Genomic DNA, 22,711 nt, shown 5'->3' with positions numbered 1-22,711 from the left:
CTGTCACCCTAAACTCCGAAGAGCCGAATCGGGAACGGGGAACGGGGAACGGGGAATCAGATTTTTTCGGGTGTTTTAATTTTTGACGATCCATTTGGAACTGCTATAGTGAGAGAAAAAAATATTTTGCAAAACAGCTTGACAAACTCCACGATCGTTTCAAAACGAAATGCGTTTTAGGCTCGATCGATGATTAAATTTCGATAGTTCTCGTCCATTCAACAGTATTTAGACCTGGTTTCCGTCCGTGAATTTCGATACGATCGACTGTAGTTAAGTTTAATTCTAAGATATTTTGTCGGATCGTAGCTGAAAGTTCTGCGGGATCGGAGATATCGGAGAGTTCTAAAAAGACGTGCAGACAGCGTTCTTTTTGAGTGGCTAAAACGGTAATCCCTTGATGCTTGAAACGTCGGTCGAGCCAATCGGCGATCGCCTTGGGAGAACCCCGACGGGCTTGGTCTTTAAAGGCTAAATCTGGATCGGCTGCGGGAGAGGGCGTCACGTGCAACAGGTGAACGGCAATTTGTCGCTCGAGTATACGTCCCATGCGATCGAGATTGGCTCGCAGGTCGTCGAGGAGATATTTGACCGCATCGTGTTTGACGTGAATTTGTTCTTCAGCGTCGAGGAACGCAGGTTCGTCATCGAGTTGACCTTCTAAGTCGGCGATTCCTTGAGCGATGGTGTCGGTGAGATCGCGGGAACGAAGGCGCACCAGTTCTCGAACCCGATCGTTAGTCGCTAGATGTTGCAGGAGGCGATCGGCCAGACGCGGGGAAGGGGAAGGCGAAAAATCGCGCCAGTAGGAGCGATCGGCTTCGGCTTCGGGAGAGGAGTTTTCTAAATTCACAGACGGTTCGAGCGACGAGTCTTCCCACAACACGCAAGAGTGTTCTTCATCAGGTTCTTCGTCCTCCTCTTCGATTGGTGTGGGGGGTTCCTCGAGTGACCTCTTTGCTTCGATGTCTTCGACTTCTTCAGCCACATTTGAAGAGAAATTAGAAGACGAGGTCGCAGACGCGTTCGCTGAAGACTCGGAAGGCGAGAGAGCGTCGAATGTTTCTCTCGGTTGGTTAGGTTGGTAAAAAGATGCGAAACAGCGAACTAAAACCCGAACTGAACGGATGTTTTCATCAGCTCCTTCGAGTTCTCGCGCAGCAATATTGAGTCGTTCTTCGAGTTCGTTTAAGGTCGGGCAAGCTTCAAACAAATGACGCAATAAACTATCGAGATCTTGAGTTTTAAGTGTCAACCAATCACGATCGCTAAAATCAAATTGTCTATAAATGGTGGAAAAAATCAAAATTTTTGTTCGTAAAGGATTGGTTTTTTGTAACAGCGTTCCTCGAATATCGAACAAATCTTGAGGACCTTGAATTTTAGTTCCCGTAATGTCATCAGCGTCGAACATGGTGGCACACCGGATTGAGCTAGGAAAGCGAGAAGCCGCGTAACGGGTCTGTTGATAAAATCTTGCGATAACGAGTTAGCGATCGACCTCGCTGTTGAGGATAGCGTGTTTGACAGTTTTACGCAGGGTCTCGAAACCCCTTCAGTATCGCTCGAGCTGTCGGACAGCGAAATTCTACCCCGGTGGAGAACGCTGCTGGTGTCGGTCGAAGTCAGATGAGGACTGACTTCGCACACAACAGTCGGGCGATCGCGAGATCGATACTATCTGTAACCCCACTAATGCCGCTGTTGTAGCTCTAACAATTCGATGCCGTCAAGACGTTCTCCCGTTGCAAACTCGCTTGATGAATTAGGTAGATCCCGACGCGATCGCGATAAAATCGAAACGGTTTGTCGCCAAGGGGAATCGGCATCAAACCTCACAAAACCGAACGTCCCCTTTCACGATCGCCCGAGGTTTCTCAAAGATGGTAGATATTACACAAACAAATCATATCCGAATGGCTCGATCTCGAGGTGTGTCGGTGCCGTCGAATACTGTCCTCGCGGCGATCGATATCGGGACGAACTCCATTCACATGGTGGTCGTTAACATTCAACCCGAACTTCCGGCATTTACCATCATTACCCGCGAAAAAGAAACCGTACGTTTGGGCGATCGCGATCCCAAAACGGGAAACCTCAAAGCCGATGCGATCGAACGCTCTCTGGGGGCTTTACGCCGCTGCAAAGAAATCGCCACCAGTCTCCACGCCGAAGCCATCGTCGCCGTCGCCACCAGTGCGACGCGGGAAGCTCCCAACGGTCGCGCCTTCATCCAACGGGTCAAAGACGAACTCGACCTGTCGATCGATCTGATTTCGGGGCCAGAAGAAGCCCGGCGCATCTATCTTGGTGTCTTGTCGGGAATGGAGCTCGATCGCCAACCCCACATCGTCATCGATATCGGCGGCGGTTCGACCGAACTGATCCTCGGGGACGGTCAGGAACCGCGAACCCTCAGCAGTACCAAAATCGGTGCGGTGCGTCTGACGGGGGAATTCGTGACCACCGACCCCATCGATAGTACTGAATACACTGCCCTACAGGGGTACGTGCGGGGAATGCTCGAGCGACCCGTCGAAGAATTGCAAGCTCGTCTCAAACCCGGCGAAACGCCCCGTCTCGTGGGAACCTCGGGAACTATCGAAGCCCTGGCGACGATGGACGCGATCGAAGAACTCGGTTCGACGCCGACCCCTCTCAACGGCTATCATCTGAGTTTGAAAAACCTGCAAAAGTGGGTCAAAAAACTCCGTAAAAGCGATTACAAAGAACGTCTCGACATTCCGGGAATGGTCGAACGTCGCGCCGAAATCATCCTCGCGGGGGCGACGATTCTCCAAGAAGCCATGTCGATGCTGGGAACCGAAGAACTCATCGTCTGCGAACGGGCGTTGCGTGAAGGGGTTATCGTCGATTGGATGCTCAAACGGGGCTTGATCGAAGATAAACTGTGCTATCAAAGCTCCGTGCGCGAACGCAGTACCTTGAAAATTGCAAAAAAGTACCGCGTCGATCTCGAATATAGCGAACGCATCGCCGATTTCGCGTTGAGTTTGTTCGACAGTACTCAGGGAGAACTCCACGATTGGGGCGACAGCGAACGGGAGTTACTGTGGGCGGCGGCGATTTTGCATAACTGCGGAATTTATATCAGTCACTCGGCGCATCACAAACACTCGTACTATCTGATTCGCAACGGCGAACTCCTCGGATATACCGAACTCGAAATCGAACTGATCGCCAATCTCGCGCGATACCACCGTAAAAGCGCCCCGAAAAAGAAACACGATGCTTACGCGAACCTATCGAGCCGCGATCGCCAGCTCGTGCGACAGCTAAGCGGCTTAATGCGGTTGGCCATCGCCCTCGATCGCCGTCAAATCGGCGCGATCGAGAAAGTTCGCACTCGATACAAACGGGATGCCAAACAGCTCGATTTATATCTGTATCCCGTCGATCCCAACGATCCCTGTGAGTTAGAACGCTGGAGTCTCGATTACAAAAAAGGCGTGTTTGAAGACGAATTCGGCGTCAAACTCTTCGCCACTTTGGCCGCAGTGGAGAGATAATGAGGCTTTTTACAGTCACCAGTCACCAGTCACCAGTCACCAGTCACCAGTGAAGACAATGGACAGTTAACAGTTTCTTCCTTGTCCCCTTATCCCCCCTGCTCCCTTGCTCCCCCTCTCATCACATCAATACATCTCGGGTTCGTTGAACGACGATCGCGCGATCGCCGACGACGGGATTTCGGGCGACTAAGGTTCCGCCTTCGTCTGCAATTTCAACGTGAGTAAAATCTAGCGATTGCGCTTTCGACCACAGGTCGTTTGCGAGTTCGTCTTGAGCGGGAGGAGTGAGGTCGTACCACTGTGAGGTTAGTTTTACCCGCAGCAAGTCTGCTTCAAAATTTGCACTGACCGCCGTAACGAACTCGTTATCTTCGTAAGGTTTCGCGACTTGGACGATTTGTCGGCGCACGGCGGCTACGAGTTGCTGTTCTGGGGTCAACTTTGGCTGAGCGAGTTCGAGAGGGGTGGCTAAATCGGGAGAGGATAAATCTGAAGGAATACCCGGTTCGGCTTTGGGTTCCGGTTCGAGTTCCGGTTCGAGTTCCGGTTCGAGTTCCGGTTCCACCACATCTGCGGGAGGGACTTCTGCGGCTGGTTCGGGTAGGGGTTCGCCTTCGCGGACGGTGATTTCTGGCGTGGGTTCGCCTTCGCGAACGGCCACTTCTGGGGCGGCCGGTTCCGAGGGAGAGGAGAATAGGGGAACGACACCGATCGCCACGATAACCACCGCTGCGATCGCACCAATCCAGACTAAAGGACTGGTTAAAGGCGATCGAACTTCGGTTGCAGTCGGTTCGGTCTCGAGGCGATCGGCCCAGCGATTCAATACCGAAGACGTCCCGCGCAGGACGCGCACGAGGAGCGATCGAACGATCCCAGGAGATGCAGAATTTTCCGGGCGATCGTCAGACGGCGGTGGAGTTTGCGACATAACAGCTTTGCGTGGTCTCGAACCGACTCTATCTTACAGGGAACAGGGAATAGGGAACAGGGAAGAGAGGGGGAGAGGGGGAGAGGGGGAGAGGGGGAGCCAGGGAGAGGGGGAGAGGGGGAGAGGGGGAGCCAGGGAACAGTGGAGACAGTTGACAGTTTCTCCACTGTTCCCTGGCTCCCTGACTTATGCTGCGCCTAAGAGACTGGCTAATAGGGCTTTCTGGACGTGCATTCGGTTTTCGGCTTGATCCCAAACGCGAGATTGAGATCCTTCGAGAACCGATTCCGTAATTTCTTCGCCGCGATGGGCGGGGAGACAGTGCAGGACGATCGCCTCGCGGTCGGCTTTCGCCAATAAGTCATCGTTGATTTGATAGGGTTGGAAGTGGGGAAGGCGATCGCTGGCTTCGGATTCCTGTCCCATGCTCGCCCACACGTCCGTATAGAGGGCGTTAGCGTCTTTGACCGCCGCGACGGGATCGTGCGTGACCGTCACTTCGCTGCGTCCGTTGGCGATGGCTTGGGCGCGTTCGACGATTTCCGGTTTCGGCTCGAAGCCTTCCGGGGTCGCCACGCGCACGTTTGCCCCCACCATCGCACAGCCGAGTAAAAGGGAGTGGGCGACGTTGTTTCCATCTCCGACGTAGGTTAAGGTCGTTCCGTCGAGGCGGCCGAACTGTTCCTGTACGGTCAGCAAATCCGCCAATGCCTGACAAGGGTGTGCGAAATCGGTCAGCGCGTTAATTACGGGAATCTCAGCGTAGTGTGCGAAGGTTTCGAGATCGGCTCGATCGAAGGTGCGAACGGCGACTGCGTCGAGATAGCGATCGAGGACGCGGGCTGTATCGGCCAGGGGTTCGCCGCGACTGACTTGGGTAACGCTGGGGTTGAGATCGATCGCCTGGCCGCCGAGTTGGAACATCGCGACAGAAAAGCTGACGCGAGTGCGGGTCGATGCCTTGTAAAACACTAATCCCAATACCTTACGACACTGTGGCGTGACCCTTCCCGCCTTCATTTCGGCGGCCAGGTGCAGCAGTCCCCTCACCTCCTCTGGGCTGAGGTCTGCTAGACTCAGAAAATCGCGTCCTATCAGTCCAGTCATATTAAATCGATAAATTGATACTTAACGTTCGATCGCAAACCGCGAAGAACCGACCGTAACCCTTGCTCGAGAATTGCGTCCTGCACGTGCGACACGTGCGATCGCCTCAGAACGCGACCCGGTTACAGCATCGTTTCTCCACCGTATCGTAACCCTATCTTTCGCTCTCGAATGCGAGATGGCGAGATAGCAAGATTGATAGAATATACCATAGGCTCTTGATTAGGATTTGGTTTGCAACCAGTCCGCGCGACGGTCGCCCCGCCCAACGATTCCCCTGCTCTCGATGAAGCGATGATTTCTATTTCTGGCTACCAGATCGTCGAAGAAATCGATCGAAGTGCTAAAACCGTTGTGTATCGCGGCTACCGCCAGCACGACCGACGGCCGGTAATTCTCAAAACACCCCGCGCGGACTATCCCGACCTGGTCGATCTCGCCCGCATTCGCCACGAACACGAGATCGCCAAATCCCTCGACAGTCCCTATCTCGTCAAAGCTTACGGACTCGTTTCGTACCGCAATCACCACCTGGCGGCCGTTTATGAAGATATCGGCGGTCAGTCTCTCGAGGCGATCGCCCGCCATCAACGCCTGTCGCTTCTCGAGTGTCTCGACATTGCCGTGCAACTCTCGCAAGCGCTGCGAGACCTGCATCTGGCCAAAATCGTTCACAAGGATATCAAACCGCAGAACGTTATTTACAATCGCGACAGCGGCCGCGTCCAACTGATCGATTTCGGGATCGCGTCGCGTTTGTCTCAGGAACGCCCCAATCTCAACCCCGTCAACACCCTTGAAGGAACGTTGGCATATCTGTCTCCCGAACAAACGGGGCGCACGAACCGTCCCCTCGACTTCAAAAGCGATTTTTACTCTTTTGGCGTGACGCTATACGAACTGCTGACGGGACAACTGCCGTTTCGCAGCGACGACGCTCTGGAACTGGTTCACTATCACATTGCCAAGATTCCCACGCCGCCGGAATCGATCGATCCGACGATTCCTCGTATGCTGTCGGATTTGGTGATGAAGTTGCTCTCGAAAACGGCCGAAGATCGCTATCAAAGTGCCTTTGGCTTAATTGCCGACCTACAAGACTGTCGGCGACAGTTGGAACGCGGAGACAGCATCCAACCGTTTCCTCTCGGACGTCACGATGTGGCGATCGAGTTACAAATTCCCTCGAAACTCTACGGACGGGACGCGGAAGTCCGACGGTTGATGGAAGCGTTCGAGCGCATCAGCGGAGCGGAGTCTGCACCGAGGTCGTCGGGTGGGGTGGCGTTTCTGATGGTGGCGGGATATTCGGGAGTCGGAAAATCGGTGCTGGTTCGCGAAATTCACAAACCTGTAGCCCAATGTCGCGGCTATTTCGCCAGCGGTAAGTTCGAGCGTCTGAAACGGAACGTTCCGTATTTTGCGTTTTTACAGGGATTGTCGGGGCTGGCCGAACAACTCCTCGCTGAAAGTCCCGCTCGGGTCGTGCAGTGGAAACAAACGCTCTCTCGGGCGTTAGGGGCGAACGCGGCGGTGGCGGTGGAAATTCTCCCCGAATTGCTGCCAATTTTAGGACCTCAACCGGCTGCGCCCGTTTTGGGATCGCTAGACGCGCAAAATCGCCTCAACGACGTGTTTCAAAAGCTGTTGAGCGTGTTCGCTCGGGAGACGCATCCGTTGGTGTTGTTTCTCGACGATTTGCAATGGGCCGATTCGGCGTCGTTGAAGTTGTTGAACGTTTTGTTGAGCGAACCCGCGAAAGGACTCCGTCCCGCTGGATCGCTGTTGGTGGTCGGAGCGTATCGGGATAACGAAGTCACTCCCACCCATCCGCTCATGCTGCTGTTGGAAGATTTGCACCATCGCGGGATCGCGTGGGACACCATTACCCTGAACGATCTCGATCGCGACTGTGTCGAGGAACTGGTGGCCGATACGGTACGGTTGCCTCGAGAAGAGGTGCGATCGCTGGCGGGTTTGCTCTACCGCAAAACGGATGGAAATCCCTTTTTCTTGACGCAATTGTTGCTGTCTCTCGAGCGAGAAAACTTGCTGACCCTCGACCCCGAAACGGGACGCTGGCAGTGGGACGTGGCGCAATTGGAAACGCTCGATATTTCTGAAAACGCGATCGAACTGACGGTTCGTAAGTTGCGGACGCTCCCGTTGGAAACGCAAAATTTGTTGATGCTCGCCTCCTGTATCGGCAACCGCTTCGATTTGGGGGTGTTGTCGGTGGTCAACGAGCGATCGCAACAGCGTACTGCCACGGATCTCTGGCCGGCGGTTCGCGAAGGGACGATCGTTCCCCTCAGCGATGCGTACAAAATTCCCCTCGCCCTCGACCCGGACGCCGATGAGGATCGCAATGCCGATCTCGATCGCTCTCATATCGCCTATAAATTTCTGCACGATCGCGTCCAGCAAGCGGCCTACTCGTTGATTTCGCCGGAAATCCAGCAGGACGTTCGGCTGCAAATCGGAAAGTTGCTGTTGAAAAGTACGCCGCCGGAAGCTCTGGAGGAAGGGATTTTCGAGATCGTCAACCAGTTAAACGCTGGGGCGGCCTTGATGGTGCGCCCGGAGGAAAAACGGCAACTGGCTCAGCTCAATTCGATCGCGGCTCGTAAAGCGAAGGCGGCCGCAGCCTCTCAAACGGCTCAGGACTATCTCGAGGTGGGACTGAACGCGATGGCGGAGTGGGGATGGGAACGGGAGTACGACCTGACGGTGTCTCTGCATCTCGAAGCGATCGAGGTGGCGGCGGTCAATACTCATTTCGATCGCGCCGAAGTGCTAGCTCGAACGGTTCTAAGCCACGCCAACAACCGCCTCGATAAAGCCAAAGCCTACCAGTTACAAGCGTTGGTTTACGGCATCCAAAATCAGATCGCTCGCTCGTTGGGTATGGGCAAAGCAGCGGTCGAAATGCTCGGCGTTCCCTGGGAAGACACGCCGATCCCGCGCGATCCTCGGGCGCTCCTTCCCCCGCGCGATCGCCTCGCTCTCCTCCCTAGGGCTGAGAGTGCTTACGACCGTTTGGCTATGACGTTGTTGAGTGCTGTGGCGACGACGGCGGCCTTTACGGATGCGGCGATCTTGCGACAGGCGGTGTTGACTCAACTGAAACTGAGTTGGCAACAAGGCCACGCTGGCGATTCGGCGGCCGCCTATGCGTGGTACGGGGCGCTGTTGTGCGGCTTGGCCGACGACCCTAATGCCGGACGGGACGCGGCAGATATCGCCCAGCAACTCCTCAACAGTGATGAAGACCGGCGACTCGAAGGGTTAGTGGTCGCGGTGACGGCCGGTCGCGTCGAACCCTGGTATCGTCCGCTGAAATCGTTGTTACCGCGATTGCGGGAGGGGTTGCAACACGCCCGAGAGGTGGGCGATTTGGCGGGATGCGGTCATGCTGCGACGGTCTACTGTTCGGGGGCGTTTTGGTCGGAAGCGACGCTGTCGGCAGCGGTGCGACTCCAAGATATGGCGATCGCCCTGTTACGGGAAATCGAGCAGAACGCGGCCTTGGCCTGCGTGTTGGTCTGGCGTCAGCTCTCGGCGAACTTGCAAGGACACGCGGCCGATCCCTGGCAGCTCGACGGCGAGCATTACGCGATCGCGACTCAGTACCCGCAACTGCACGAACGCCAGCAACGGGCGGCACTGTACTGTATGGAGGTGGCGCAAACGGTGTTGTGGGTGCTGTTATCGGACTTCGACCGAGCGGTGGTGTCGGCGACGGCCGCTGAGGACTTGAAGGCGATCGCGGTGGGAACGGTCGATCGCGCCTATCAAGTTGCTTACGGACTGTTGGCACGATTGGCAACGTCGGAGAGGGTGACGGAGAATGTGGCGGAGGACGTCGAAGCCGATCTCGGACAGTTACGGCGTTGGGCGAAACGGATGCCCCAAAATTTCCAACATCTTCTCGAGTTGGTGGAGGCGGAAACCTATCGGGTGGCGGGAGACTATCTCAATACGATGGATCGGTTCGATCGCGCCATCGCCACGGCGAAACAGTACGGTCACGTGCGAGAGGTGGCGTTGGCGAACGAACGAGCGGCGCGGTTTTATTTCGATTGGGGTCGCGAGTCCATCGCGGGTTTGTATTTGGCGGAAGCCTATCGCAGTTACCGGGTCTGGGGAGCGACGGCGAAGGTGCGGGCGTTGGGCGATCGCTATCCGAATTTGCTAGCGGGGATGACGGCCGGTTCGGAATGGCAGTTCGATCGCACGTTAACGTTAAATGCCGATCGAACGGGCCAAATTTGGGAAACGGCCTTGACCCGTCCGACGGACACGCTGGTTCGGGCCAGCGGGACGGAATTCTTTCGCGCGACGGCCATCGAAGCGACGCACGTGTTATCGAGCGAAATCGTTCTCGAGTCGTTGCTGAAGAAACTGATGAACGTCGTGCTGAAAAACGCGGGCGCTCAAACGGGGTTTCTCATTCTCGCCGAGCGCTACGACTCGCCGGAGTTGGAGACGGACAGCACGACAGACGTGGCCCGGTTGATGGTGGAAGCTTCGGGAACGGTGACGACGGAACAGGTGACGGTTCGTCAGTCGATCGCTGTGGAGGCGTGCGAGTCGTTGCCGAAATCGGTGATTTACTATGTGGCGCGACGACGGGAAAGTGTGGTTCTCAACGATGCGGCGGAGGCGTCTACGTTCGCCAACGATCCGTATATTCGGCAGTTCAAACCGCGATCGCTGTTGTGTTATCCCATCGAACGTCAAGGAAAGTTGGTGGGAGTGTTGTATTTGGAAAATAATTTGACGGTGGGGGCGTTTACGCGCGATCGCTTGGATTTGTTAGGGTTGTTGTGTTCGCAAGCTGCGATTTCGATCGAAAACGCGACGCTCTATCGTAATTTGAAAAACTCAGAACGGCGAGAGCGGGAACGCAGCCAGGAACTCGAACAGTTGGTTCGGGAACTCGATCGCGCCCAGCTTCAATTGATTCAGGGTGAGAAAATGTCGGCGTTAGGCCAGTTGGTGGCGGGAATCGCTCACGAAATTAACAATCCGATCGGGTTTATTGTGGGAAATTTGACCCTGGCGGACAACTATATTAAGGATTTGAGCGACTATTTACAATTGTATCGCGATCGCTTTCCCGATCCGGGACAAGAGTTTGAAGATCGCGCCGAAGAAATCGATTTGGAGTATCTTTTAGAAGACGCGCCGAAGTTGATGTCGTCGATGCAGATGGGGATCGATCGCATTCGCCAGATTAGTAAAGCGTTGCGAACGTTTTCTCGTACAGATACAGACAAACCCGTTCGTACGAATTTACACGACAACCTCAGAAGCGCGCTGTTGATTCTCAAACATCGGTTGAAAGCTAACGATGCTCGTCCCGAGATTCAGGCGATCGAACGGTATGGAGAGATTCCCGAAGTTGAATGTTACGCCGGACAACTGAACCAGGTATTTACGAACCTCATCGCCAACGCCATCGACGCGATCGAAGAAGCCTGTCAGAATCGCAGCTATCAGGAGTTAAAAGAATCTCCCCATTGGATCGCGATCGAAACTGAACTGTCGGAAGATGGAGAACGGGTGTTCGTTCGCATCGCCGATAACGGGATTGGAATGTCTGAAGAGGTGCGATCGAATATGTTCGAGCGGCAGTTTACGACGAAACCGGTGGGGAAAGGAACGGGCTTAGGACTGTCGATTTCTCGACAAATTATTGTTGAGAAACATGGGGGGGCGATCGCCTGTCACTCTGAGTTAGGGAAAGGAACGACGTTTGAGATGGAACTCCCAAGAGAGCAGAAAGCAAGCGATCGAACGTCTCAATAGTTTGGGGCGATCGCCAGTAGAACTGAGTGTTTTAAATCGGGAAGCTTCAACTCGCATGAATGACTGTGATTATCGTGCAGTTATTCCTTCTAGATTTGGCGATCGCTTGTTGCTTAAGCCCGTAAAAAATCGAAATCAGATGATTTTCTATCATAGATAGCAGTATCAAAAGAGTCGTCGATAAAACCTGAGAGGGTGACAAGGTAGACGGAAGCCAGACGGGACAATTGTTTGAGAGAATAGAGGAGTCCCAAAAAAGAGGGTGGCGTTTGCGGCCACCCCAACAAAAAAATGCTACCGACATTCTACCAAGATTTTCTGCGCATCCATCTCAATGAGAAGCAAATTGGGATCTTAAAGTGGCTGGTCTGGATACTGCAAATGCATCGGCAAGTCAAATTATCGACGTTAGCGCAGTTCTTTCCTCAACCGATAAAATACGACAGTCGCGTCACCAGCTTGCAACGATTTCTGAAGTTGCCTCAGTTGAGTGCCAAGTTGTTATGGTTTCCCCTTATCAAGAGGTGGCTGAAAGCTGAATATCGCGGCAACCACCTCAATCGGGAACAGCGACGAGCGCGTCCTCAACTCACCTTAAAGTCTCGAAAATATTTGGTGGTCGTCCTTGACCGAACTCAATGGAGAGACCGGAATTTGTTCATGGTGTCTCTAATTTGGGGGACTCATGCTTTACCGGTCTATTGGGAGTTATTACCCCAATTAGGCAGCAGTTCCTTGAGGCAACAGCAAAAAATATTAGCGCCGGTATTGAAGCTATTAAAACCTTATCCAGTGGTGGTAGTAGGCGACCGAGAATTTCAGAGTGCTAAACTGGCAGACTGGCTCAGGAAGCGAGGTGCGGACGCTGTATTGCGACAGAAGAAAAGTACCTATGTGGCGGATGCCAAGACTCGATGCCAAGCCTTAAAACACCGAGGCTTTCAACCGGGACAGTATCACTTCTTTGAAAACGTTAATGTCAACAAAGAAGAACCAGTTCGCGCTCTTAATCTCGGCGTTTATTGGAAACGTCGTTATCGAGGGAAAGGAGGGAAAGAACCTTGGTTATTGCTGACCACTCTCTCAGATGCTCAATTAGTTCGCCAAATTTACAGAGCGCGTTGGGGCATTGAAATGATGTTCCGAGACTGCAAAAGTGGCGGCTACAATCTTGAGTCAACTCGAGTCAGTCCTCCGCGACTTTTGGCGCTCATTTTGCTCATGACTTTAGCCTATTGGTTAGCAACTCGTTCGGGTCAGCGTCTCCTTGAATCTCACGTCCAATCCTATTTAGGTCGTTCAGACCTGACCCCTCAAGGTTTTCCTCATCATAGTGTTTTTTCCCTCGGATTATCCGGTTATGCTTGGAGTCAATCCCTGCTGCTCTGGAGAGATTGGATGTTGGCGCTCATGGCGTTGAAGCCTCACAAATCTCTCCATTTTCAACGAGGGCTAGAGGCTCTATCCCTTGTGAGGCAGGGGGTCTAGCTATGTTGTCACCCTCTCAGCGATAAAACACCAAAAAAATTCGATTCCCTGTTCCCGATTTTGTTACACAACTGATTTAAAATTACTATACTATATTGATTTTTGCTCGATTTAAAATATTAAAATCATCAATTTTTTGCGTCGTTAATATCTCCAAAAAGTGGCGTGAGATAGCGAATCAAAACAAATTTTGTTTCCGTAATAATTTGCTCCCTAAATTCATCACTTTCCTGTAAAGACCAGAGTTGTAGGGCGTTCGTAATTTCGAGAGTAACTAAAGTAGCTAATCGACGTCGATCGGGATCGAGGGTAGGGTTTCGGAGTGCAAAGAAATTATCGAGTTGTTCTATAATTTGATTGTCTGCTTGTTTGTTGACAGCTTGTATATCCGGTGAAATCAGCGACTGTAACATGATTTCGCGACATCCAGGCTGACTCGTGTAAAATTTATCAAATGCATTAACCGTCTCGCTAACCACTTCCTCGAGAGAATAAAGTACGGTTGAGGAATTAAAGTAAGTGGCAAAAAGGCTTTTCATTTGCTCTGCATATCGTTCTGCCAACGCATATGCGATCGCCGCTTTATCGGGAAAAAAACGATAAAGCGAACCAATTGAAGTATTTGCTCTCTCTGCAATGAGTTCTGTTGAAGCAGCTTCGTAACCCACTTCCTCAAAAACTTGAGCTGCGGCATCGACGATCTGGTTAAATCGCTGATAGCTGCGAGTTTGCTGAGGTAAACGGCGAAATGGCTTATTTTCTTTCATATTATAATTTTTGCTTAACAAAAATTAACACTATAATAGCTTTTAATTATGCAATGACGGTTGACAGCGACAGGTCATCAGCATTATCGTGTTGAGCAAAGGTGAGAAATCCTCAGCTTTCAGAGAAGTACCTCCTGGCACACAGCTCTCTACGATGTACTTTTCTGTTGCGTCTCTCATCTATCATATCTCAGTGTGAATAATACTCGCACCTTGAAGACTCCACTCACATCCAAACGTTTACAGCTCGTCAATCGTTTTGATACGTCCTTTTTGCTCTTTCTGAATTTTGGTGAGAGAGTACCAGTTTAGATTCAAGACAATTTTTGGAACTGGATTTTCTACAGAACAAGGCTATCGTTGAAACGATCTTCTCACTGCCGCTGTAGTGCAGTCTTCAGTTTATCTAGAATTTCGATCGCTAACATAATTTATTGCGTTAATATCGCAGAGGGTTTAATATGGCTATTTACAACGATGCGTATCAACTAGAGGATAATAGTGCGTTTTTGTCAAATCGAGATCTCGAATTCAAGACGCTGCTTGAAGTCTTAGAATTTAGAGCTAGACAACAGCCGAAACAAACAGCTTTCACTTTTTTAGTCGATGGAGAAGAGGACGTCAATACAATCGACTATGAGGAATTGAGCTTACGAGCAAAGGCGATCGCAGCTCAGTTACAAAAATACGCTTCCCCTGGAGAACGAGCCTTGCTACTGTATCCTTCTGGCTTAGAATTCATCGAAGCATTTTTAGGCTGTCTGTATGCAAAAGTAATTGCCATTCCAGTCTATCCTCCCAAAAGAAACCAGAAAATGTCGAGGCTAGAGGCGATTATTGACGATTCAGACGCGAAGGTCGTACTTACTCTAGAATCTCGAATTGGATCGATTCAAAAGCATTTCGATAAAAGCCCAAAATTAAATCAAATTGCTTGTATTGCAACCAACACGATTAAAAATGAAGAAGTTTTAAGCTGGAAGAGTCCAGAGATCGATTCATCGACAATTGCTTTTCTTCAATACACTTCTGGCTCTACGGGAAATCCTAAAGGTGTCGTAGTCGACCATGCAAACTTACTGCACAATTTAAATTATATTCAAACAGCTTTTCAATTAAATTCTGAAACTGTTTCAGTTTCTTGGCTTCCTGTCTTTCACGATATGGGCTTGATTGATGGTATTTTAGAGCCTATTTATGCAGGGTTTCATGGAGTTTTGATGTCTCCTGAAACTTTTGTCAGTAAACCTATTTGTTGGCTAAAAGCGATTTCAAAATACCGAGCAACACATTGCGGAAGTCCCAATTTTGGATATGCACTTTGTCTCGAAAAAATTAGTTCAGACGAAAGAGATTCCCTCGACTTAGGATCTTGGGTGACAGCGTACAATGGTGCCGAACCCATACGATTTGAAGTTTTAAAACGTTTTGCTGAGTTTTTCAAACCTTGCAATTTTAAATTTGAATTCTTTTATCCTTGCTATGGGATGGCAGAAACTACGTTAATGGTTTCTGGCGGTTTGGTTCGAGATCGTCCGCCTTGTGTTACCTTGCAAAACGATGACTTAAAACAAAATCGAGTGGTCATTACTCCGGCGAATTCTACTAACTTTACGAATACCAGTCATTTCGTTGGGTGTGGTCGTGCTTGGTTAGATACGCAAATAGCTATCGTCGATCCCGAAACGCTCGAACAAGTTTCTAGCGATCGTATCGGTGAAATTTGGGTTAAAAGCCCTAGTGTGGCTCGAGGTTATTGGAATCAGCCAGAAAAAACAAAAGAAACGTTTGAAGCTTATCTACAAGATACGAAGGAAGGTCCGTTTTTAAGAACTGGAGATTTAGGATTTATCAAATTTAACGAACTGTTTATTACAGGACGTATCAAAGACTTAATTGTCATTCGAGGACGCAACTATTATCCTCAAGATATCGAATTTACGGTTGAAAAATGTCACGCATCGCTCCGTGAAAATTCAGGAGCAGCTTTTGCCGTAGAAATTGACGGAGAAGAAAAATTAATTGTCGTTCAAGAAGTCAAGCGGGAATACATTCGTAAAATCAAGATCGATGAAGTAAAACGGCATATTCGCAGAGCAGTTTCAACAGAACATGAAATACAAGTTTATGACATCGTTCTAATTAAAACAGCCTCAATTGCCAAAACTTCGAGTGGAAAAATCCAGCGTTCTCTGTGCAAACAAAAATATTTAGCAAGCGAATTAAGCGAAATACAAACTAAGTCGAATTCAGAACAGCAACAAGAAATTGAATCGAGTCCTGAAAAATTATCTGAGAATCGAATGAATAGTATTAACGTACTCGAAGATCCCAAATTGCTCGAAAATCTAGAAAGCTGGATGAAGCAATGGATCGTCCAAAAAACTAATTCTCAAATGACGGTTGAAGATATTCCTTCAGACTCTCAGTTTGTAGATTATGGATTAGATTCAGTACAATCAATTGACTTTGCCTCTGAACTAGAAAAACTTCTAGACGTTCGGCTTGCTGAGGGAACTATCTTTGTTTATCCGACGATTCGAGAATTAAGTCAACATATTCTCTATCGGCTAAGCAACGATTCCGAGCGGTTACCTGAAAAGTTAAAGGTTTTAAATTCTCTCCATCAAGTTGATGTTAAAGATATCAAAACAACAATATCTAATACTGCTTTCACCGACACTCAATTTCAGTCTTTAGAAACGATCTCAAAAGAATACTATCGCTTTGACTCACTTCCTGAATATATAGACTTCAAAGAAAGATTTTCAGTTTTTGAAGCGAACAACTTAGACTATCCTTACTTTAAGGCTAAGAAGAAGTCGGCAGGAGCAAATATTGTAGTTCGAGGGCGAGAACTTATTGATTTTTCGAGCTTTGACTATTTAGGAATGTCGATCGATCCTGATGTTTGTCAAGCTGCCAAATCAGCTATTGGAGAATATGGTACTTCTGTGAGTGCCAGTCGGATTGTATCTGGAGAAATTTCTCTACACCAGCAATTAGAACGATCGATTGCAAGCTGGACAGGGACGGAAGACGCGATCGTTTTTGGTCACGGTCATGCAACTAACGTATATGCAATCAGCTCCATTGTCGGACAGAACGATTTAATTTTGTATGATAAATGTATGCACAATAGCGCCCTTATGGGTGGTAAATTATCTGGTGCTACGATGGTTGCATTCCCTCACAACGATTTAGAGGCGTTAGAATCAACCCTAAAAGAGCAACGATTGAGCTATCAGCGAACTCTGATTTTAGTCGAGGGCGTTTATAGTATGGATGGTGATGTTTTAGCAAACTTGCCAAAACTCATTGAAATTAAAAAACGCTACAAATCTTGGTTGTTTATCGATGAAGCTCATTCAATTGGTGTCATAGGAAAGACGGGACGCGGTGTAGGAGAATATTTCGGAGTCGATTCGAGTGACGTTGATGTCTGGATGGGAACGATTAGTAAAGCGTTAGGAAGTAGTGGAGGATATATTGCGGGATGTCAACCTTTAATTGATTACTTAAAACATTGTTCCCCAGGATTTTTGTTTAGTACTGGAGCCTCTCCTGCTAATGTAGCAGCCGGACTTGCAGCAATTCAAAAAGTCCAAACTGATTCCCGGTCTGTACGACAGCTTCAAAACAATTCTAATCTGTTCTTATCGTTAGCCAAACAAGAAGGCTTAAATACGGGAAACAGTCAAGATTCAAGCGTAATTCCAATTATTGTAGGAGATTCAGATCGCGCAGCAAAACTAGCAGACTTAGCTTTTCAGGAAGGAATCAATGTTTTTGCGATCGGATATCCAGCCGTAGAATTTAACGAAGCTCGATTGCGATTCTTTGTTTCGTGTTTGCATACTGAAGAGCAAATTAAATACACCGTCCAGACTATTGCAAAGCTATTAAAAAATCTGTAGCTTGTAACAGTAACATTGAAGGAGCGATCGCCATGAGTACAACGAAAACAATGTATCAAAATCCTTTCCGACAAAACTCATTGTCTACCCTTTTGTATTTTATAACCAAGTATGGTATCGATCTCCCTTACTTCGGCCGTGCGTGTTTGTTTCTCTTAGGTACTGCGATCGAATTTCCTTTTTCCATATATGAAGACTTTGCATATCGCACTCAAATTGAAAATACAAAAATTAATGATAGTCCTATCTTTGTGATAGGTTATTGGCGAAGCGGTACTACATACTTACACAATATACTCAGCCAAGATTTGCAGTGGGGAACTCCCAGTCATATGCAAGTCTTCTATCCCAAGACTTTTTTTACATTTGAAGCATTCAAAAGTCTGTTATCGAAAACACTACCCGAGGAACGCGGCTTTGACAAAGTCAAAGTGGGTATTGACGTTCCAGAGGAAGAAGAAGAAGCACTACTATCTTACTCCAAATCCTCATTTTATCATGCTGTTATTTTCCCGAGAATTGCTAATGAATTTTTCGATCGCTATGCCCTACTTAACAATTTAACTCAAACGGAAATTGATGCCTGGAAGAAAGATTATATGTGGTTTTTGAAAAAAATAAGCTTGGCGTTCGACGATCGCCCTTTGCTTTTGAAAAACCCTGTGAATACTTGTAGAATTTCTACATTAATTGAACTTTTTCCGAAAGCACGTTTTATACATATCTATCGAAATCCTTATGAAGTGTTTGAATCGAATGTCAAAATGATTCAAATACATACCCAAAATATGCGATTACAAAATCTATTTCCTTTAGAAGAATTGTATCGAGGAATTTTAAAACGATATGTTATGATGATGGAAGCTTATGATGCCCAAAGTCAGTTAGTTCCTGAAGATCGACTCATTGAAATCAGTTTCGAGCAAATCAAACACGAACCATTAAAAGCTCTGGAAAGTATTTACGATCGCCTAAATATTTCTGGATTTCAAAATGCTTTGCCGTTGTTTGAAAAGTACTTAGACAGCCAAAAACAATACAAACAAAATAACTACCAATACCATCCAGAAACTGTAGATATAGTCGATCGAAATTGGGACAAATGGATCGAACGATGGGGATATCAACCACCAGTTCTTAAATAATTGAGTTCGAGGACTCTGATTTAAAGATTAAAATTTTGATGATTTTGTTTTGATGATTTTGTACTTTATTAATTTTGCAAATAGGGATGTATAAGATGAAAACAAAATTTTTGACAGCTTTAGAATTTATCTCGATTTTTCTGGGAATGTCTGGTGTAGCGAATGCAGCTAGCCTTAAAGGGACAGATTTCAGCTTGTCTTTTAACAAACCACCCTCCGTATTTACTGACGAACCAATAGGAGTCTGTTCGTTTGTTAAAATTTGCAGTGCCGGTGTGGAAAGCATAGTACCAGACACGAATCCAAACATTCCTACTCCACCACAACCGTATATTAACGATACAGGATTTCCTATCGTCGGAATTTTTGCGAGACTGCCGAAAAATCGACCGCAAGGTCCAGCCTTTTTTTCTGGAGGAACTTCAACGATTTTCGGCAAAATTGCCATATCTGATGACGGTCAAAAATTGTCGTTTACGAGTGGAGTTATTTCAATTAACGAAGTTTTTTTTGCTGACTTTACCACAATGCCAGAAGCGGACTCTACACTATTTGTTACTCTTGCTAGTACTCCCGAACCATCTTCATTATTGGGAATTTCAACTTTGGGTTTACTATTGACTGCAAGTTTATACCTGAAAAAGCATCGAGAAGTACAATAATCGAGCTATGAAAAAATCAGTTTTCATTAGTGGAGCATCGAGTGGGATAGGGCGAACGTGTGCTATCTACTTAAGCGAAATGGGCTATCAAGTCTTTGCAGGAGTTCGGAAGCAAGACGATGCGGAAAAACTTAAGTACGAGAGTGGGAATGAAATTATTCCTATTTTTTTAGACCTAACGGACGAAAATTCAATTCGAGAAGCAGCTAAAACGACTCAACATTTATCTGAATCTTGTCCTTTAGTTGGAGCGATCAATAATGCCGGTATTGTCGTCGCCGGGCCGCTTGAATGTATTCCAATCAGTGAATTCAGACAGCAATTGGAAGTTAACGTTATCGGACAACTTTCGTTAACACAAGCCTTTTTACCACTCTTACGACGTACCCAAGGACGGATCGTTAACATTGGTTCGGATTATGGAAGAGTCGCCAGTCCTATTCTCGGACCTTATTGTGCTTCTAAATTTGCCTTGAAAGCTTTGACAGATTCACTTCGTATGGAAGTCAAAGCATGGGGAATTTCAGTTTCTATTGTCGAAATAGGAACGATTAACACACCAATCTGGGACAAATCTATTCGATCGAACGAAAAAATTTGGGACAACTTTACAGACGAATCTAAAAAACTATATTCTTCTATGTTGCAGGCCGTTAAAGATAAAGCTGGAGAGTTAGGAAAAAATGGCCTTCCTCCTGAATCTGTCGCTAAAGTCGTTGCGAAAATACTTGAAGCCAAAAAACCAAAAGCCCGATATATTGTCGGTTTAGATTCACGACTCAATATTTTGATGTCAAAGTTCGTTCCAGATCGCCTTTTAGATCGTATCATTATGTTATATTTGGGATTATAAAATAATACAAATTAATAATACAAATTAACAATTTTTTTCAAAACATCAAATGCAAATCATGGAATTTAACACTCAAAATAATAAAACTGACGTCAAGGACTTATTAGAATGGCTTCGTGATTATTCTAAAACTCGTATTAACTCTCGATTAATTGATGAGCGTCGTTGTATTCCTCCCTATATCGTACTCGATCTGGGGAATCACGGACTTTTAGGAATGCAAGTATCACCTCAATATGGTGGTATTAATTTAAACAATCGAGATATGCTAAGAGTTTTGCAGCAGTTGGGAGCCATCGACCCAACCTTAGCATCGTTTGTCGGCGTTCATAACGTTTTAGGCACGCGTCCGATCGCGAATTATGCGTCTGAAGCTGTCAAAGAAGAACTGTTGCCCTCGATCGCAACGGGTCGAAAACTTGCCGCGTTTGCGTTAACAGAACCAGGTGCTGGTTCGAATCCCCAAGCGATATCTGCCCGAGCGATGCCCGATCGAGAAACACAATGGCAGTTAAGCGGTACGAAAATTTGGATCGGTTCAGCAGCTTGGGCGAGTGTCATTAATACCTTCGTGAAAACGTTTGACGATAAAGGCCAGTATTTAGGCATCAGTGGCTTTGCAATCCATCAAGACGGTACGGGATTGAGACAAGGGCCCGAATCCTTGACGATGGGTTTGCGTGGCATGGTTCAAAATACTGTGTATTTAGACAACGTTCGTGTCGGCTCAGAATACCTCTTAGGTAAAGTGGGAACGGGAATGAAAGCCGCTCAAGACGCCATGATGCACGGTCGATTGTGCATTTCAGCGGTCAGTCTTGGAGGCATGAAACGTTGCGCCCAACTGATGCTTCGTTATGCAAAACGTCGAAATATCTCAACAGGTCGATTAGTAGACAATCCCGTGACGTTAGTGAAGCTAACTGACCTCACTGAGAGTATTGTAGCTTTGGAAAGCTTAATCGATCGCATCGCAACGTTACTCGATAGCGGTCAGTCTATTCCAATAGAAGCTTATGCCGTTTGTAAAATTTCTGCTCCCGAATTTTTTTGGAAAGCCGCAGATAATCTCATTCAAATTTTAGGCGGTCGTGGTTATATCGAGACAAATATTGCACCTCAGTTTCTTCGCGATTCTAGAGTGCTTCGGATTTATGAAGGGCCCACAGAAACTTTAAATATGTTTCTGGGTTCTAAAATAAACCATAGAGCAGAAGAATTTTATGAATTTATTTGTGAGGAGTTAAACGCCCCTAAAGTTGCAGATGCTTTAAAGTTTGCAGTCAACGAAATCAGAGATTTTTACAATACAGAATCTTATTTTTTAAACAAAAACAGCTCTAATCGATGGCTGAATATCTGTATCGGTGAAATTGTAACACTAGGAACGTTATGGGCTGCTGTCGAGGGACTGTATAAACAATCTGGATCCCAGAGACTATATCGTACTGCAATTTGGAGTAAGCTTCATTTCGAACAAAAGCTTAAAGTGGTTTTGTCGGGCTTTCCAGCAAATATCGCGATTAACAAAGCCGATATTTTAGATGAAATAATATCGAGCTATTCTGATGAAGTCGGAGAAATCGAACAGACTTTATCTGGGGAACTTCACGATTTAGATGAAATGTTATATCCATCATGTTAATCGTATTTTTGTCAAAATTGCTCGTCGTTTTTTTGATGCTGTCATTCAGCTTTGAATTGAAGCCTCGAGATATTTTTACGATATTTGATAAAACGCACTTGGTCGTGCGTTCTATTTTGTTGAATTTTTTAATTATACCCACAATAACTTTACTAATTATGCAAGGGTTTATGCTTCCTCAAAATACGATCTATACTCTTCTTCTCGTATCGATCGCTCCCGGCGCACCTCTTGCACCCAAGTTAGCGACTCTTGCTGGAGGTGATTTAGCCTTAGCAATTGGATTGACGTTCGTTTTATCAAGTTTGGCAATTGTTATTGCCCCTTCAATGGTCTTTTTTTTATATTCTACTGCTCAAGAAAATATCTTTGTCGAAGTTCTGCCAATTGTTATAGATTTAATTTTACTTCAGTTATTACCTTTAACCTTCGGCTTGTTTTTTAACCACTGCTATACAGAACTCGCTACAAAATTTGCCCCAATTATAAAAATCGCTTCAGATTTTCTTTTTCTCGTTTTGTTATTAGTAGTTTTATCAAATAGCTTCAACGTGTTTTTTGATATCAAACACTCATCGCTTGCAGCAATATTTTTATTTAATAGCTTAACTTTAATAGGAGGTTGGTTAATTGCAGGAACGAGCGTTCGCGATCGCAAAACTTTAGCAGTTACAACGAATTCTCGTAACTTAGCATTAGTGTTGGTTATCGCAGTAAGTAGCTTTCCCAACACCAGCATAGAAGCTTATATTTTAGTCTTTGGTGTTATTGAATTGATATTTACGTTATTAGCTGTTCTCTATTTTCGATGTACGTTTAAACCAAAGCATTAAATAAATTTGTCATCAC

General features: G+C 47.3%; 13 protein-coding genes. 9 read left to right on the top strand and 4 right to left on the bottom strand.

Translation table 11 applies throughout. The annotated features are described in order from the left end of the window. Positions 1–193: 193 nt before the first annotated feature. Entirely contained in the window at positions 194–1,414 is a 1,221-nt protein-coding gene (locus GEI7105_RS33405; RefSeq protein WP_017660651.1) for a hypothetical protein, read from the bottom strand. Between the two features lie 502 nt (positions 1,415–1,916). Between GEI7105_RS33405 and GEI7105_RS0111720 the strand changes: the two genes are divergently transcribed. Beyond that, complete coding sequence (locus GEI7105_RS0111720; RefSeq protein WP_035492983.1) at positions 1,917–3,530, top strand: Ppx/GppA phosphatase family protein; 1,614 nt, start codon at positions 1,917–1,919, stop codon at positions 3,528–3,530. 121 nt (positions 3,531–3,651) lie between these two features. On the opposite strand, the gene GEI7105_RS0111715 is transcribed toward GEI7105_RS0111720, so the two are convergent. Further along, a complete protein-coding gene (locus GEI7105_RS0111715) occupies positions 3,652–4,464 on the bottom strand; it encodes a hypothetical protein (protein WP_017660648.1) in 813 nt (270 codons plus the stop codon). Positions 4,465–4,650: 186 nt separating this feature from the next. Continuing rightward, the gene (argF, locus tag GEI7105_RS0111710; RefSeq protein WP_017660647.1) at positions 4,651–5,571 is read right to left on the bottom strand and encodes an ornithine carbamoyltransferase; all 921 of its coding nucleotides are present in this window, start codon (positions 5,569–5,571) and stop codon (positions 4,651–4,653) included. 234 nt (positions 5,572–5,805) lie between these two features. Here argF and GEI7105_RS0111700 point away from each other — a divergent pair, with 234 nt between their 5' ends. Then, positions 5,806–11,385, top strand: coding sequence for a trifunctional serine/threonine-protein kinase/ATP-binding protein/sensor histidine kinase (locus tag GEI7105_RS0111700; RefSeq protein ID WP_017660645.1), 5,580 nt, complete (start codon positions 5,806–5,808; stop codon positions 11,383–11,385). Between the two features lie 291 nt (positions 11,386–11,676). Next, complete coding sequence (locus tag GEI7105_RS0111695; RefSeq protein WP_017660281.1) at positions 11,677–12,873, top strand: IS4 family transposase; 1,197 nt, start codon at positions 11,677–11,679, stop codon at positions 12,871–12,873. A 128-nt stretch (positions 12,874–13,001) separates the two neighbouring features. Here the strand turns inward: GEI7105_RS0111695 and GEI7105_RS0111690 are convergent, their stop codons facing one another. Further along, the gene (locus tag GEI7105_RS0111690; RefSeq protein ID WP_026097598.1) at positions 13,002–13,640 is read right to left on the bottom strand and encodes a TetR/AcrR family transcriptional regulator; all 639 of its coding nucleotides are present in this window, start codon (positions 13,638–13,640) and stop codon (positions 13,002–13,004) included. 461 nt (positions 13,641–14,101) lie between these two features. Here GEI7105_RS0111690 and GEI7105_RS30160 point away from each other — a divergent pair, with 461 nt between their 5' ends. The 6 genes from GEI7105_RS30160 to GEI7105_RS0111660 all read left to right on the top strand — a co-directional run bounded on the left by GEI7105_RS30160 (position 14,102) and on the right by GEI7105_RS0111660 (position 22,695). Next, complete coding sequence (locus tag GEI7105_RS30160; protein ID WP_017660642.1) at positions 14,102–17,557, top strand: aminotransferase class I/II-fold pyridoxal phosphate-dependent enzyme; 3,456 nt, start codon at positions 14,102–14,104, stop codon at positions 17,555–17,557. Positions 17,558–17,589: 32 nt separating this feature from the next. Continuing rightward, the gene (locus tag GEI7105_RS0111680; RefSeq protein WP_083862366.1) at positions 17,590–18,702 is read left to right on the top strand and encodes a sulfotransferase family protein; all 1,113 of its coding nucleotides are present in this window, start codon (positions 17,590–17,592) and stop codon (positions 18,700–18,702) included. Positions 18,703–18,797: 95 nt separating this feature from the next. Next, positions 18,798–19,364: a PEP-CTERM sorting domain-containing protein gene (locus GEI7105_RS37170; protein ID WP_158413193.1), complete on the top strand. Its 567-nt coding sequence runs from the start codon at positions 18,798–18,800 to the stop codon at positions 19,362–19,364. Between the two features lie 7 nt (positions 19,365–19,371). Beyond that, positions 19,372–20,217: an SDR family oxidoreductase gene (locus tag GEI7105_RS0111670; RefSeq protein ID WP_035492524.1), complete on the top strand. Its 846-nt coding sequence runs from the start codon at positions 19,372–19,374 to the stop codon at positions 20,215–20,217. 58 nt (positions 20,218–20,275) lie between these two features. Then, positions 20,276–21,862: an acyl-CoA dehydrogenase family protein gene (locus GEI7105_RS0111665; RefSeq protein ID WP_083862443.1), complete on the top strand. Its 1,587-nt coding sequence runs from the start codon at positions 20,276–20,278 to the stop codon at positions 21,860–21,862. Beyond that, positions 21,856–22,695 (top strand): bile acid:sodium symporter family protein, encoded by an 840-nt coding sequence (locus GEI7105_RS0111660; RefSeq protein ID WP_017660637.1) that lies wholly within the window; start codon positions 21,856–21,858, stop codon positions 22,693–22,695. The genes GEI7105_RS0111665 and GEI7105_RS0111660 overlap by 7 nt, the downstream gene beginning before the upstream one ends. Positions 22,696–22,711 lie beyond the last annotated feature (16 nt).

Source organism: Baaleninema simplex PCC 7105 (assembly GCF_000332355.1).
Taxonomy (GTDB): Bacteria; Cyanobacteriota; Cyanobacteriia; order Cyanobacteriales; family Geitlerinemataceae; genus Baaleninema; species Baaleninema simplex.
This window is presented reverse-complemented; position numbering and strand designations above follow the sequence as displayed.